The organism is Pantoea graminicola, assembly GCF_048452665.1.
In the GTDB taxonomy this organism is placed as follows: Bacteria; Pseudomonadota; Gammaproteobacteria; order Enterobacterales; family Enterobacteriaceae; genus Pantoea.
The window spans coordinates 164,001-178,889 of sequence record NZ_JBLWSJ010000003.1 but is presented as its reverse complement, the minus strand read 5'-3'; the positions used below and the strand labels follow the sequence as shown (position 1 = coordinate 178,889).

Genomic DNA, 14,889 nt, shown 5'->3' with positions numbered 1-14,889 from the left:
CAGGTCAGAAGTAACGAACGAACGGCGCGGTGTCGGGCGGAAGAACCGTGGTGCTGGATTTCAGTTGCGGGGTCCCGAGATAGAGGAAGCCGACAATGGCATCCTGTTCGCGGCAGCCGAACCCCTGTCGTACCCGCTCATCCTCGGTCCAGATACCGCTGCGCCAGATACCGTTAAAGCCCTGAGCGACCGCCGCCATCTGCATGGCCATAACGGCACAACTGGCAGAGGCAATCTGTTCCCAGCGCGGCACTTTGTGGTGCGCTTCGCAATGGGCCACGACCGTGATTATCATGGGCGCGCGGAACGGCGACTGACTCGCCTTGTTAATCCCCTTCTCATCCAGCTGTTGATCGCGTGCGGCCTGCTCCAGCAGCTGGCTCATCCGATCGCGTCCTTCGCCCTCGACAATAATAAAACGCCAGGGTTGCAGCGTGCCGTGGTCCGGGGCGCGCATGCCTGCCCGCAGGATATTCTCCAGTGCGTCGCCCGCCGGGGCCGGTTCCGTCAGGCGTGAAGCCGAACGTCGGTTGACCAGTAACTCCAGTGCGTCCATGTTTCTCTCCCGATCTCTGTAATGTTGCCATTATCCTGGCACAGGCAGATTTTTTGTAACAGTACGCAGTGATTTCCTGCTGACTTTTAACACGCTGCTCTTTAGGATGAGCTCGTCGGGGAAGCCCGGGCCGCGCGGCGGCCACTTCCTGCTACATGAATATGGAGAGTCGGATGCGCACATTGTGGCGAATAATTGCAGGTCTGTTCCGCTGGAGCTGGCGGGTACTGAATTTTATCAGGGAATTCATTCTGAATATCTTCCTGATTTTTTTGATTGTGATAGGTGTCGGGATCTGGCTGCAGGTCAGCGGTTCCGGCGGCAGTTCAGCGCCGATTCAGCAGGGCGCGCTGAAGGTTGACCTCAGTGGTGTGCTGGTCGATAAACCCTCGGTCAGCAATCGCCTGAGTAAAATCGGTCGTCAGCTGCTGGGTGCCAGCAGCGACCGTCTGCAGGAAAATTCGCTGTTTGATGTGGTCGATGCGATCCGTCAGGCCAAAGATGACAGCAATATCAAAGGTATGGTGCTCGACCTGCGTGAGTTTGCCGGTGGCGATCAGCCATCGCTGCAATACGTTGGCAAGGCGCTGCGTGAATTCCGCGACAGCGGCAAGCCGATTTATGCCCTGGGCGACAGCTACAGCCAGGCGCAGTACTATCTTGCCAGCTACGCTACCCGCATCTATCTGTCGCCGCAGGGCACGGTCGATCTGCACGGTTTCGCCACCAACGGCCTCTACTACAAGACGCTGCTGGAGAAGCTGAAAGTCACCTCGCACGTCTTCCGCGTCGGCACCTACAAGTCGGCGGTAGAGCCTTTCCTGCGTGACGATATGTCTCCGGCTGCACGGGATGCCGACAGCCGCTGGATCGGTCAGCTCTGGCAGAACTACCTGAATACGGTCGCGGCTAACCGCCAGATTACGCCGGAGCAGCTCTTCCCGGGCGCGGCGGCGATCATTGCCGGACTGAACGCGGTAAATGGGGATACGGCGCAGTATGCGCTGGATAACAAGCTGGTCGATGTGCTGGGGTCGCGTGCGTCGGCCGATCAGGCGCTTATCAAGACTTTTGGCCTGGATAAGCAGAGCAACGATTATCGCAGCGTCAGCATCTATGACTATCCGGTGAAACAGGCCGCCACGCAGCAGGATGGCAACATCGCGGTGGTGATGGCCAGCGGTGCCATCATGGATGGCGAAGAGACGCCGGGCAATGTCGGTGGCGACACCACGGCGGCACAGATCCGCGACGCGCGTCTCGATCCTAAGATCAAGGCGATTATTCTGCGCGTCAACAGCCCGGGCGGCAGCGTCACCGCGTCGGAAGCCATCCGCGAAGAGCTGGCGGCGGCGCAGGCAGCAGGCAAGCCTATCGTGGTGTCGATGGGCGGTATGGCCGCCTCCGGCGGTTACTGGATCTCCACGCCCGCCAGCTACATTGTGGCAAACCCCAGCACGCTGACCGGTTCGATTGGTATCTTTGGCGTGATCAATACGCTGGAGAACAGCCTGGACAGCATTGGTGTTCACACCGATGGTGTGGCGACCTCGCCGCTGGCGGATATCTCCACCACCAAAGCCCTGCCGCCGGAAGTTCAGCAGCTGATGCAGCTGACCATCGAAAATGGCTATCGCAACTTTGTCGGCCTGGTAGCGAAATCGCGTCATAAAACGCCGGAGCAGATTGATGCGATCGCGCAGGGCCACGTCTGGACCGGCAGCGATGCCAAAGCCAACGGTCTGGTCGATGCGCTGGGTGACTTCGATGATGCCGTGAAGAAAGCGGGCGAGCTGGCGAAAGTAAGTAAGCCACAGCTGAGCTGGTATCAGGATGACCCGAGCTTCCTGGATATGATGCTGGGTCAGATGAACGCCTCTGTACAGGCTATTCTGCCGGATACGCTGAAAGCCTGGCTGCCTGCACCGATGCTGGATGTGATGAGCGCGATGAAAGCGCAGCCGGGTTTCTCAGATCATCTGAACGATCCTCAGAACCGTTACGCCTTCTGCCTGAACTGCGGCGAAGTGCGATAAACCTTGCAGCCCGGCCGCTGGTCGGGCTGCTTTTCCCCGCTATTCCCCTTATACTGCGCCTTTTATGGCGAGTCTGAGTTCTCTAATGCAAAAGAAAAACATCTACGTAGCCTACACGGGCGGGACCATCGGTATGCAGCGTTCGGCGCAGGGCTATATTCCGGTCTCCGGACATCTGCAGGAGCAGCTGGCAAACATGCCAGAGTTCCATCGCCCCGAGATGCCTGATTTCACCATTCATGAATATCAGCCGCTGATCGACTCCTCCGATATGACGCCGCAGGACTGGCAGTCCATCGCCGAAGATATCCGGCAGAATTACGATCGCTATGATGGCTTTGTGATTCTGCACGGCACTGACACCATGGCGTTTACCGCTTCTGCGCTCTCTTTTATGCTGGAAAACCTGGCCAAGCCGGTGATCGTGACCGGTTCGCAGATCCCCCTGGCGGAGCTGCGCTCAGACGGTCAGCAGAATCTGCTGAACTCCCTCTATGTCGCTGCCAATTACCCGATCAACGAAGTGTCGCTGTTCTTCAACAACACGCTCTATCGCGGTAACCGGACCACCAAGGCGCACGCCGACGGCTTCAACGCCTTCGCTTCCCCTAACCTCTCCGCACTGCTGGAGGCGGGCATTCATATTCGCCGCCTGAATACGCCGCCCGCCCCGGCCGGCCAGGGTGAGCTGAAAGTGCATACCATTACGCCACAGCCGATCGGTGTCGTCACCATCTATCCGGGGATCTCCGCAGATGTCGTGCGTAACTTCCTGCGCCAGCCCGTTAAGGCGCTGATCCTGCGCTCCTATGGCGTCGGCAATGCGCCACAGAACAAAGAGTTTCTGGCGGAACTTCAGCAGGCCAGTGAGCGTGGCATCGTGGTGGTCAACCTGACCCAGTGTATCTCTGGCAAAGTGAACATGGGCGGATATGCCACCGGCAATGCGCTGGAACATGCCGGGGTGATCAGCGGATTTGATCTGACGGTGGAAGCCGCGCTGACCAAGCTACACTTTTTACTGAGTCAGGATCTCTCTGCCGATCAAATTCGCGCGAAGATGCAGCAGAACCTGCGTGGCGAACTGACTGAAGACTGACACGGAGCGACATGTAATGAAGCGGGCTCTTATCATTATTGATATTCAGAACGATTTCTGCCCGGGCGGCCCGATGGCTGTCCATGAGGGGGACCACACCGTTGAGGTGGCGAATCGTTACGCGCGGATGTTCCATGAGCAGGGTGAGTGCGTGCTGGCCTTACAGGACTGGCATCCGGCCAATCACGGCAGCTTTGCCTCCGTCTCCGGCGAGCCGGTCTACACGCTGGGCGAATTAAACGGTCTGGCTCAGATCTGGTGGCCCGATCATGGCGTTCAGGGATCGGCTGGCGCAGATTTCCATCCGGGTCTGGATCGCTCGCTGTTTGATGCCACGTTCCATAAAGGTCAGGATCAGGATGTCGACAGCTACAGTGCCTTTTTTGACAATGGCCATCGCCGCAAAACCGAGCTGGACAGCTGGCTGCGCGAGCGCGGGATCACCCATCTGGTGATGCTGGGTCTGGCGACCGATTACTGTGTGAAGTACAGCGTGCTGGATGCGCTGGAACTGGGGTATCACGTTGAGGTGGTTAAAGAGGGCTGCCGTGGCGTCAATCTGAATCCGGAAGACAGCGAGATTGCTTTTGCGCAGATGACCGCCCAGGGGGCCATTCTGATCTGATAAAAAAGCTGGCAGGAGGCCAGCTTTTTTTTCGCCATCAGTGCAGATGGATTCGGGTCACGTCGGAGTCGATACCGAACTCTTCCTTCAGCTCTTTTTTCGACTTCATGACCATCTCACCGCCCTTGCCAATAGTCATATGCTGGGGCGTATCGTTGTGCCTGGCCTGCCACATCATCACCAGCTGCAGGCAGTTGTCGCGCTGCTCCTGCGTCAGGGCCACGCCATCCGGCCATTTACCAATCTCAACCGCCGTGGCCAGCCGCTGGTAAACTTCCGGCGTCATCGACGCAAGCATTGCTTCGAGTTGCTCCTTCATTATTTTACCCTTTGGTCTGAACGCCCTGCTCATCGGTGAAATTCAGCGAGGCGGAGTTGACACAGTAGCGCTCGCCGGTCGGTTGCGGACCGTCCGGGAAAACATGTCCCAGATGCGCATCACAGCTGCCACAGCGGATTTCGACGCGCTGCATGCCGTGGGAGTTATCTTCGATATAGCGAATCGCATCGTCACTGACCGGCTGGTAAAAGCTCGGCCAGCCACAGCCTGAATCATATTTGGTTTCTGAGAGGAAAAGAGGCGCCTCGCAGACCAGGCAGTGATAGATCCCTTCCTGCTTGTTGTGCAGCAGTGCGCCGCTGTAAGGCGGTTCCGTTCCGCGATGCTGAGTCACGTAACGCTGCATTTCGGTCAGCTGCGCAATTTTTGCTTCGGGTGCGGTGTCTTTAGCCATTTTAAGATTCCGGGAAGTGCCATTCTGAAAAATTCGACTATTATTCTAACAAATGATCAACATAACCCGGGTCTTTTTTTGTGCTCACCCTTTCACGTCGTCGTCCGCTACGCGGATTTGTGACTTCGATCACCTTTTCTCCGGAGCATCCCTATATATTCGGCGATTGATTCAACGAAGCGCGATATCATTGGCGGCGCGCAAGCGGTTGCGCATCGAATAATTCCTCTCAGGCGAATTGATTTGTCGCAACAATTGACACGATTCCGCTTGACGCCTGGTAAGGTTTTTGTAATTTTACAGGCAACCTTTTATTCACTAACAAATAGCTGGTGGAATATATGACTATCAAAGTAGGTATCAACGGTTTTGGCCGTATCGGTCGCATCGTTTTCCGTGCTGCTCAGAAACGTTCTGACATCGAAATCGTTGCTATCAACGACCTGCTGGACGCGGATTACATGGCGTACATGCTGAAGTATGACTCTACTCACGGTCGTTTCGACGGCACCGTAGAAGTTCAGGATGGCGCACTGGTTGTGAACGGTAAGAAAATCCGTGTTACCGCTGAGAAAGATCCAGCCAACCTGAAGTGGGATGAAGTGGGCGTTGACGTTGTTGCTGAAGCAACCGGTATCTTCCTGACCGACGAAACCGCGCGTAAACACATCACCGCAGGTGCCAAGAAAGTCGTTCTGACCGGTCCATCTAAAGATGACACCCCAATGTTTGTTCGTGGTGCAAACTTCGACAAATATGAAGGCCAGGATATCGTTTCTAACGCATCCTGCACCACTAACTGCCTGGCTCCACTGGCAAAAGTAATCAACGACAAGTTTGGTATCGTTGAAGGTCTGATGACCACTGTTCACGCGACCACCGCAACGCAGAAAACCGTTGATGGCCCGTCTCACAAAGACTGGCGCGGCGGCCGCGGCGCATCGCAGAACATCATCCCTTCATCAACCGGCGCAGCGAAAGCAGTAGGTAAAGTCCTGCCAGAGCTGAACGGCAAGCTGACCGGTATGGCTTTCCGCGTTCCTACTCCTAACGTTTCCGTTGTTGACCTGACCGTGCGTCTGGAAAAAGCGGCCTCTTACAAAGAGATCTGTGCAGCTATCAAAGCAGCAGCAGAAGGCGAGATGAAAGACGTGCTGGGCTATGTTGAAGATGACGTGGTTTCCACCGACTTCAACGGCGAAGTACTGACTTCCGTATTTGATGCTAAAGCAGGTATCGCGCTGAACGACAACTTTGTGAAACTGGTTTCCTGGTACGACAACGAAACTGGCTACTCAAACAAAGTTCTCGACCTGATTGCACTGGTTTCTGCTAAATAAGGCAGCCAGACATTATTGAGAATAAGGGCGACTTCGGTCGCCCTTTTTTTGATCCGTACAGGAAGGAATCGCACATGCAAGACAAACTGTTTTCTCTGCCGGTGGTCACGCAGATCTCCCCTTACCTTTCGCAGCGTCAGGCTGGCGACCTGCCGACGATTGTGGTGAGCCATCCCAGGGTCCGGGCAGCCATTACGCTGCAGGGCGCGCATCTCATCGCCTGGCAGCCCAGCGGTGAAAAACCGGTGCTCTGGCTGAGCGACAGGAGCCTGTTCGCGCCGGGTAAGGCGATTCGCGGCGGAGTGCCAATCTGCTGGCCGTGGTTTGGCCCGGCAGGTGAACCAGCGCACGGCTTTGCCCGCACCCAGCCGTGGAAACTGACGGCTCACGATGAAAATGAAGAGGGTGTGATGCTGACGCTGGTGCTGGAGAGCAATCCCCAGACCCTGAAACTCTGGCCGCATGATTTCACCCTGATTGCCCGCTTCCGTCTGGGTCAGCATTGCGAAATCGAGCTGGAAGCCTATGGCGACTTCGAAGCGACAGCGGCGCTGCACAGCTACTTCACCGTCAGCGATATTCAGGGCGTTGAGGTCTCCGGGCTGGGCGACAGCTTCATCGATAAAGTCAATGATGGGCAGGTGGGCAGCAGCGACGGCAGACAGCGTTATCCGGGCAGAGTTGACCGCATCTTTACCGCTCCGCAGGATTGCACCGTCATCAATGACACCGAGGGTCAGCGCCAGATCGAAGTTTACCATCATCATCACAGTGACGTTGTCACCTGGAACCCGGGTGTGGAGCTCTCCTGCAGCATGGCCGACATGGCAAATGAAGGCTATAAAACTATGGTCTGTGTGGAAACCGCGCGTATCAGCAAGCCGTTGCGCAGTGCGGGTGAAAAACCGGCCCGGCTGGCCACCACCTTCCGCCTGAAGAAGAAAGCCGCAGCCAGCGATAAAGCAGGCAGCTAAACTATATCCAGCGGCACCCTGTGCTGCGGTGCTGGCCAGACACGATCGATGCTGGCCAGCTCCTCATCCGTCAGTATCACCCCCAGTGCCGCCGCATTGTCCTGAACGTGAGCGACTGAGCTGGCTTTGGGAATGGCGATCACCCCCTGCTGCCGAACGACCCAGGCCAGCAGGAGTTGCGCCGCGCTGATGCCCTTTTGCTGTGCAATCTGCGTCAGACATGGATCGCTAAACAGCGATTCACGCAAGCGGCCTGCCTGAGCCAGCGGGCAATAGGCCATGACCGGCATCCCGCGCTGTTGACAGGCTGGCAACAGGTCAGACTCAATCCCGCGTGACGCGAGATGATAAAGCACCTGATTCGTCGCGCACTGATTGCCGCCAGGCTCATCCCACAGTTCCGCCATATCCTCATTATCGAAGTTCGAGACGCCCCAGTAACGGATCTTGCCCTGCTGCTGCAGGCGCTCCATGGCGCGCAGTGTCTCTTCCAGTGGAATGTTGCCTCGCCAGTGCAGCAGATAGAGGTCGAGGTAATCCGTCTGCAGGCGACGCAGACTGCGCTCGCAGGCGTCGATGGCATCCACTTCACCCGCGTTCCACGGATAGACCTTAGAGACCAGCAGCGCCTGCTCGCGACGTCCGCGCAGCGCCTCGCCGACCACCTCTTCAGCGCCGCCGTCCGCATACATTTCAGCGGTATCGATAAGCCGCAGTCCGCAATCAATCCCGGCCTGCAATGCCGTGATTTCAGCGGCACGCTGCGAGGCGGTTTCGCCCATATACCAGGTGCCCTGCCCAATCACCGGCAGCGCGTCGAATCCGGCAAAATTAATCGTGTTTCGCATTCTGCCCTCCCGCCCCATCACGAGGCCCCATAAAAGAACAGAGGGCCGTAAATGCCCTCTTTTAGTGCGTTATCAGAAGCTGTAGCTGACGCCCGTCCAGAGGGTCGCCTGCCCGCTCTTGTCGATCATCGGGCTGTCTTTAATTTCGCTGTCGAAGCGGGTATAGCGTCCGGTAATGCCGATGTTCCACTGTGTTGCAATCTGATAGCTGGCGGTCAGCTCAACATAAGGCGACCAGCTGTCATCCGGATTGTAGCGGCTGATACCGGTACGGGCGCTTTCATGTCCTGAAACGCCATAGTAGTAGCGGTTCTGATTGGCGCTGTTCCACATCGCACCGATACCCGGCGTCAGGCTGAAGTCGCCCAGCTGGAAACGATAGAGATAAGTGAGGTCCCAGATCATGCCGTTGCTGTTGTTCAGGACATCACCCAGTAAGGCGGTGCGGAGAATCCCCCACTCTGCGGTGTGACGATAAGTCAGGCCGCCCATCAGCGTCATGCGGCGCTTATCCAGTCCTTTCATGTCACCCAGATCGTTGTCACTGGGTTTGTATTCCTGCGGCGAACCCAGCAGCGTCAGCGACAGCTGGTCCTGGGGATCTTTCCAGAGGTAGTAACCGCCCTGCAGGCTGCGAAACCAGAAGTTTTCACCCTCATAGTTGATCACCGGAACCGGAAGATAACGGTCCTGACCACCACGATAAGGTGACTCAGCGTAGATGACTGATGCGCCCACAGAAAGCGGAGCGGCATTTGCCTGCGGCATCAGTAAATAACAGGGCAGAAGAGCAACAAGCGTCTTAAATTTGAATTGGTTCACAATTTATTCATTCCATAAATATAACAATCAAACAGGAAGTCTAACGGTTTTTCGCGGCTGGATTAACTTATATCGAAATCCTTTAAGGCGCTCACCAGATAAAGTGGCATTAAAGGTTAAAAACACGTTAAGTTAAAGCATCACCGATATGAACTCATCTCACAACAAACCAAATTACTTTTGAACACTCACCTTTTCACCCCAACTCATGGAGGAAATTTCCTAGAAGCCATCTACAGTTAGAAGTAACAGCAGAGATTTTGACCGAGCAGAGTAACCACAAACGTTGTGTATACCGATAAAAAAGATCAGGTTGGCATAAGGGTTGCTGTACTCAACAAAGAATATCTTCCGGGAGCTGCTACAAGCCTCTAATTACGCTCCTTACCTGTGCTAAAAACGAAAGGACGGGCATCGCTATGAATATATTCGATCACTATCGTCAGCGTTATGAAGCGGCCAAGGACGAAGAGTTCACACTGCAGGAATTTCTTGCCATCTGTAAGCAGGATCGCAGTGCATACGCCAACGCGGCAGAACGACTGTTAATGGCTATCGGTGAGCCGGTAATGGTCGACACTGCCCAGGAGCCACGCCTTTCCAGAATCTTTTCCAACCGTGTGATGGGACGCTATCCGGCGTTCGAGGAGTTCTACGGCATGGAGGAAGCGATTGAGCAGATCGTCTCCTACCTGAAACATGCCGCCCAGGGACTGGAAGAGAAGAAACAGATCCTCTATCTGCTGGGCCCGGTGGGTGGCGGTAAATCCTCCCTGGCGGAACGGCTGAAGTCGCTGATGCAGCGGGTGCCGATCTATGTGCTCAGTGCCGACGGCGAGCGCAGCCCGGTGAACGACCATCCGCTTTGCCTGTTCAACCCCCAGGAAGATGCGCATATTCTTGAAAAAGAGTATGGCGTGCCGCGTCGTTACCTGGGCACGATTATGTCGCCGTGGGCGGCGAAGCGCCTGCACGATTTCGGTGGCGATATTTCACGCTTCAAGGTGGTCAAGGTCTGGCCGTCGATTCTGGAGCAGCTGGCGATCGCCAAAACCGAACCGGGCGATGAGAACAACCAGGATATCTCTGCGCTGGTCGGCAAAGTGGACATCCGCAAGCTGGAAAATCATGCCCAGAACGACCCCGATGCCTACGGATACTCCGGTGCGCTCTGCCGCGCTAACCAGGGCATCATGGAATTCGTCGAGATGTTCAAAGCCCCTATCAAGGTGCTTCATCCGTTACTGACGGCGACTCAGGAGGGGAACTACAACGGAACCGAGGGGATCTCGGCGCTGCCGTTTAACGGCATTATTCTGGCGCACTCCAACGAATCTGAGTGGGTTACGTTCCGCAATAACAAGAATAATGAGGCGTTCCTGGACCGCGTCTACATTGTTAAAGTGCCTTACTGCCTGCGGGTCTCTGAAGAGATCAAAATTTACGACAAGCTGCTTGCCCACAGTGAGCTGGCGACCTCGCCCTGCGCACCCGGCACGCTGGAAACATTGGCACGCTTTTCTATCCTGTCGCGTCTGAAAGATCCTGAGAACTCCAGCATCTACTCCAAAATGCGGGTTTATGATGGGGAAAGCCTGAAAGACACGGATCCCAAAGCGAAATCCTGGCAGGAGTACCACGATTACGCCGGTGTGGATGAGGGGATGAACGGTCTTTCCACCCGCTTTGCCTTTAAGATCCTGTCGCGTGTATTTAACTTCGATCACGCGGAGGTGGCGGCTAACCCGGTGCATCTGTTCTACGTGCTGGAGCAGCAGATTGAACGCGAGCAGTTCCCGCAGGAGCAGGCAGAGAAGTACCTTGAGCATCTTAAAGGCTACCTGATCCCCAAATATGCGGAGTTCATCGGCAAAGAGATTCAGACTGCCTATCTGGAATCTTACTCTGAATATGGTCAGAACATCTTTGACCGCTATGTCACCTATGCCGACTTCTGGATTCAGGATCAGGAGTATCGCGATCCCGATACCGGACAGCTGTTTGACCGTGAGTCGCTTAACGCGGAACTGGAGAAAATCGAGAAGCCAGCCGGCATCAGTAATCCGAAAGATTTCCGTAACGAGATCGTTAACTTTGTGCTGCGCGCACGGGCACATAACAACGGTCGCAATCCGAACTGGACCAGTTACGAGAAACTGCGCACCGTGATTGAGAAGAAAATGTTCTCTAACACGGAAGAGTTGCTGCCGGTCATCTCGTTCAACACCAAGACCTCGACGGATGAGCAGAAAAAACATGATGATTTTGTCGATCGCATGATGGAAAAAGGCTATACCCGCAAGCAGGTTCGTCTGCTCTGCGAATGGTATCTGCGTGTGCGTAAATCGTCCTGATCAGAGTCTGTAAGCTTGCCGGTAAGTGATACCGGTCTGAAAGGTCGGGTTCGCCCGGCCTGCTTACAATGTAGTTTGGGGGAATACCATGGCCTATTTCATCGATCGCCGGCTTAACGGCAAAAACAAGAGCGCGGTTAACCGCCAGCGATTCTTGCGCCGCTACAAGTCTCAAATCAAGCAGTCGATTTCCGAGGCCATCAATAAACGCTCGGTGACCGACGTAAGCAGCGGTGAGTCTGTCTCGATCCCGATCGACGACATTAACGAGCCGATTTTTCATCAGGGCCGCGGCGGCAATCGCCATCGGGTCCATCCGGGCAATGACCATTTTGTTCAGAATGACCGCGTAGAGCGTCCGCAGGGTGGCGGCGGTGGCGGCGGCAGCGGCCAGGGCAACGCCAGTCAGGATGGTGAGGGTCAGGACGAATTTGTCTTTCAGATTTCCAAAGATGAGTATCTGGATCTGCTGTTCGAAGATCTGGCGCTGCCTAACCTGCGCCGCAACCAGCATCGCCAGATGAATGAGTACAAGACCCACCGTGCCGGTTTTACCTCGAATGGCGTGCCGGCCAACATCAGCGTCGTGCGTTCGCTGCAGAACTCGCTGGCGCGGCGTACCGCGATGACGGCGGGTAAACGCCGGATGCTGCATGAACTGGAAGAGACGCTGCAGGAAGTGCAGAAAAGCGAACCGGCCCGGCTGCTGGAGGAGGAGCGGCTGCGCAAAGAGATTGCCGAGCTGCGGGCGCGCATCGACCGGGTGCCCTTTATCGACACTTTCGATCTGCGCTACAAGAACTTCGAGAAACGCCCGGAGCCCTCCAGCCAGGCCGTAATGTTCTGTCTGATGGACGTTTCCGGCTCTATGGATCAGGCCACCAAGGATATGGCAAAACGCTTTTATATCCTGCTCTACCTGTTCCTGAGCCGCACCTACAAAAACGTGGATGTGGTTTATATCCGCCATCACACTCAGGCGAAAGAGGTGGATGAACAGGAGTTCTTCTATTCGCAGGAAACCGGCGGCACCATCGTCTCCAGTGCCCTGAAGCTGATGGATGAGGTGGTCAAAGAGCGTTATGACCCGGCGCAGTGGAATATCTATGCTGCTCAGGCGTCCGATGGCGATAACTGGGCCGACGATTCACCACTCTGCCATGAAATCCTGGCGAAGCAGATTCTGCCGGTGGTGCGTTACTACAGTTACATTGAGATCACCCGTCGCGCGCATCAGACGCTGTGGCGCGAATATGAACATCTGCAGGCGACGTTCGATAACTTTGCGATTGAACATATTCGTGAGCCGGAAGATATCTATCCGGTATTTCGTTCGCTGTTTCATAAGCAGGCAACGGAGGCCTGACGCTGCAGAAGCGCTGAAACGCCTCACGGCGCGATCCGGGTCTGTGTGCACTGTGCGAAAACGTCATTTCTGGCGGCCGGATGCGGGCTATCTGAGCTCCGTGCTGCGTTGCTGAAGACAAAAGCGTCTCTCGCTTTGACAAGCTGTATCCCCTGAGCCGGTTTATCACCGGCTTTTTTTATCAGCCGAATAACCTGTTAAAACAGTCTCTTTTCCTCCACTTGCCTGCCAACCCCCTCATTCTTCACATTAATCTGATACCGCAATGGGTTAAGCAATTCGTATAATACGCATTTTCACAATGACAACTCCTTGATAAAACATTATCTTTCAGAGATAGCATGGATATTTGTCACCAGTTGCGCCTTCGCACTGTCATATCTCAGGAGACCGGGTTTGAACCACACTATTGTCTACAGTCTGTTTATCATCGGTTCCGTGCTGGTAGCATCGAGTATTTTGCTAAGTTCCTTCTCTTCCCGGCTGGGGATCCCGATTCTGGTGATCTTCCTCGCGCTGGGTATGCTGACCGGGGTGGATGGCATCGGCGGTATCGCCTTCGATAACTACCCGGCAGCCTATCTGATCTCAAACCTGGCGCTGGCCATCATCCTGCTGGATGGCGGAATGCGCACCAAAGCCAGCTCGTTTAAGGTGGCGCTCGGCCCGGCACTGTCGCTGGCGACCGTCGGCGTGATGATTACCGCCGGTCTGACGGGTGTAGTGGCCGCCTGGCTGTTTAACCTCGATATGATGCAGGGCTTCCTGATCGGCGCGATTATCGGCTCCACCGATGCCGCCGCCGTCTTTTCACTGCTGGGTGACAAAGGGCTGAATGAACGTGTCAGCTCCACTCTGGAGATTGAATCGGGCAGTAATGACCCGATGGCGGTCTTTCTGACCATCACCCTGATCGAGATGATCGAGCAGGGCCGCAGCGGCCTCGACTGGATGTTCCTGGTACATCTGGTGCAGCAGTTCGGTCTGGGTATCGTGCTGGGTCTGGGTGGCGGCTGGGCGCTGCAGCAGCTCATTAACCGCATCAGCCTTGCCGGGGGGCTCTATCCGCTGCTGGCGTTGAGCGGCGGGATACTGGTGTTCGCCCTGACAACGGTGTTAGAGGGCAGCGGCATTCTCGCTGTCTATCTGTGCGGCTTTCTGCTGGGCAACAGCCCGATTCGCAACCGTCACGGCATCCTGCAGACCTTTGACGGGATGGCGTGGCTCAGTCAGATTGGCATGTTCATCGTGCTGGGGCTGCTGGTGACGCCGTCCGATCTCTGGCACATCGCCCTGCCCGCGATGATCCTTTCGCTGTGGCTGATTCTGGTGGCGCGTCCGCTGTCGGTCTTTATCGGCCTGCTGCCGTTCCGCAGTTTCACCACCCGCGAACGGTTCTTTATCAGCTGGGTCGGCTTGCGCGGCGCGGTGCCGATCATTCTGGCGGTATTCCCGATGATGGCCGGATTAGAGAATGCCTCGCTCTATTTTAATATCGCCTTCTTTGTGGTGCTGGTCTCCCTGATGCTGCAGGGTACCTCGCTGGGCTTTGCTGCCAAAAAAGCCAAAGTGGTGGTGCCGCCGACCGCCTCGCCCATCAGCCGGATCGGTCTGGATATCCATCCGGAGAATCCGTGGGAGCAGTTTGTCTATCAGCTCAGCGCAGACAAGTGGTGTGTGGGCGCGGCCCTGCGCGATCTGCAGATGCCACGAGAAACCCGCATCGCCGCCCTGTTCCGTGACAATGTGCTGATGCACCCCAATGGCGGCACGCGGCTTAAAGAAAACGACGTGATCTGCGTCATCGGCCGTGAGCGCGACCTGCCTGCGCTGGGCAAGATGTTCAGTCAGACGCCGCCGGTTTCACTCGACCAGCGCTTCTTCGGCGACTTTATTCTGGATGCGGAGGCGCGTCTGCGTGACGTTGCGCAGATCTACGGCCTTGAGCTGGATGAGAGCACCAACGATCAGCAGTCGCTGGGGCAACTGGTGCTGGCGATGCTGGGCGGCGCGCCGGTCGTCGGCGACCAGGTTGAGTGGAATCAGCTGACGTGGACCGTTGCGGAGAAAGAGGATAACCGCATCGTTAAGATTGGTGTCCGTCCGGCTGAAGAGAAGGAATAATCCTAATCATT

Annotated in this window: 13 protein-coding genes; 8 read left to right on the top strand and 5 right to left on the bottom strand. The window is 55.9% G+C overall.

Annotation, left to right across the window (positions count from 1 at the left end):
• Positions 1 to 4: 4 nt before the first annotated feature.
• Positions 5 to 556 (bottom strand): NAD(P)H nitroreductase, encoded by a 552-nt coding sequence (locus tag ACNY69_RS08520; protein ID WP_111142075.1) that lies wholly within the window; start codon positions 554 to 556, stop codon positions 5 to 7.
• 173 nt (positions 557 to 729) lie between these two features.
• Here ACNY69_RS08520 and sppA point away from each other — a divergent pair, with 173 nt between their 5' ends.
• The 3 genes from sppA (at position 730) to pncA (ending at position 4,316) form a co-directional block, all read left to right on the top strand.
• A complete protein-coding gene (gene sppA, locus ACNY69_RS08515; protein ID WP_367395535.1) occupies positions 730 to 2,592 on the top strand; it encodes a signal peptide peptidase SppA in 1,863 nt (620 codons plus the stop codon).
• 85 nt (positions 2,593 to 2,677) lie between these two features.
• Positions 2,678 to 3,691, top strand: coding sequence for an asparaginase (ansA, locus tag ACNY69_RS08510; protein WP_111142077.1), 1,014 nt, complete (start codon positions 2,678 to 2,680; stop codon positions 3,689 to 3,691).
• 16 nt (positions 3,692 to 3,707) lie between these two features.
• Positions 3,708 to 4,316 (top strand): bifunctional nicotinamidase/pyrazinamidase, encoded by a 609-nt coding sequence (gene pncA, locus ACNY69_RS08505; RefSeq protein ID WP_111142078.1) that lies wholly within the window; start codon positions 3,708 to 3,710, stop codon positions 4,314 to 4,316.
• Between the two features lie 37 nt (positions 4,317 to 4,353).
• On the opposite strand, the gene ACNY69_RS08500 is transcribed toward pncA, so the two are convergent.
• Together ACNY69_RS08500 and msrB are read right to left on the bottom strand one after the other, a co-directional pair.
• Positions 4,354 to 4,635: a YeaC family protein gene (locus tag ACNY69_RS08500; protein WP_111142079.1), complete on the bottom strand. Its 282-nt coding sequence runs from the start codon at positions 4,633 to 4,635 to the stop codon at positions 4,354 to 4,356.
• 4 nt (positions 4,636 to 4,639) lie between these two features.
• The gene (gene msrB, locus ACNY69_RS08495; protein WP_288361828.1) at positions 4,640 to 5,050 is read right to left on the bottom strand and encodes a peptide-methionine (R)-S-oxide reductase MsrB; all 411 of its coding nucleotides are present in this window, start codon (positions 5,048 to 5,050) and stop codon (positions 4,640 to 4,642) included.
• A 341-nt stretch (positions 5,051 to 5,391) separates the two neighbouring features.
• Between msrB and gapA the strand changes: the two genes are divergently transcribed.
• Both gapA and ACNY69_RS08485 read left to right on the top strand, forming a co-directional pair.
• Positions 5,392 to 6,390 (top strand): glyceraldehyde-3-phosphate dehydrogenase, encoded by a 999-nt coding sequence (gene gapA, locus ACNY69_RS08490; protein ID WP_111141837.1) that lies wholly within the window; start codon positions 5,392 to 5,394, stop codon positions 6,388 to 6,390.
• A gap of 74 nt (positions 6,391 to 6,464) precedes the next feature.
• Positions 6,465 to 7,364: a D-hexose-6-phosphate mutarotase gene (locus ACNY69_RS08485; RefSeq protein ID WP_111141835.1), complete on the top strand. Its 900-nt coding sequence runs from the start codon at positions 6,465 to 6,467 to the stop codon at positions 7,362 to 7,364.
• Here ACNY69_RS08485 and ACNY69_RS08480 read toward each other — a convergent pair.
• Together ACNY69_RS08480 and ACNY69_RS08475 are read right to left on the bottom strand one after the other, a co-directional pair.
• Entirely contained in the window at positions 7,361 to 8,212 is an 852-nt protein-coding gene (locus ACNY69_RS08480; RefSeq protein ID WP_418797934.1) for an aldo/keto reductase, read from the bottom strand. The two genes, ACNY69_RS08485 and ACNY69_RS08480, sit on opposite strands and share 4 nt — an antisense overlap.
• Positions 8,213 to 8,284: 72 nt before the next feature.
• A complete protein-coding gene (locus ACNY69_RS08475; RefSeq protein ID WP_111141831.1) occupies positions 8,285 to 9,034 on the bottom strand; it encodes a MipA/OmpV family protein in 750 nt (249 codons plus the stop codon).
• A gap of 419 nt (positions 9,035 to 9,453) precedes the next feature.
• Here ACNY69_RS08475 and yeaG point away from each other — a divergent pair, with 419 nt between their 5' ends.
• The 3 genes from yeaG (at position 9,454) to ACNY69_RS08460 (ending at position 14,878) form a co-directional block, all read left to right on the top strand.
• Entirely contained in the window at positions 9,454 to 11,388 is a 1,935-nt protein-coding gene (yeaG, locus tag ACNY69_RS08470; RefSeq protein WP_111141829.1) for a protein kinase YeaG, read from the top strand.
• Between the two features lie 88 nt (positions 11,389 to 11,476).
• The gene (locus tag ACNY69_RS08465) at positions 11,477 to 12,754 is read left to right on the top strand and encodes a YeaH/YhbH family protein (protein ID WP_111141827.1); all 1,278 of its coding nucleotides are present in this window, start codon (positions 11,477 to 11,479) and stop codon (positions 12,752 to 12,754) included.
• 396 nt (positions 12,755 to 13,150) lie between these two features.
• A complete protein-coding gene (locus ACNY69_RS08460) occupies positions 13,151 to 14,878 on the top strand; it encodes a potassium/proton antiporter (RefSeq protein ID WP_293771088.1) in 1,728 nt (575 codons plus the stop codon).
• The last annotated feature ends 11 nt before the right edge of the window (positions 14,879 to 14,889 follow it).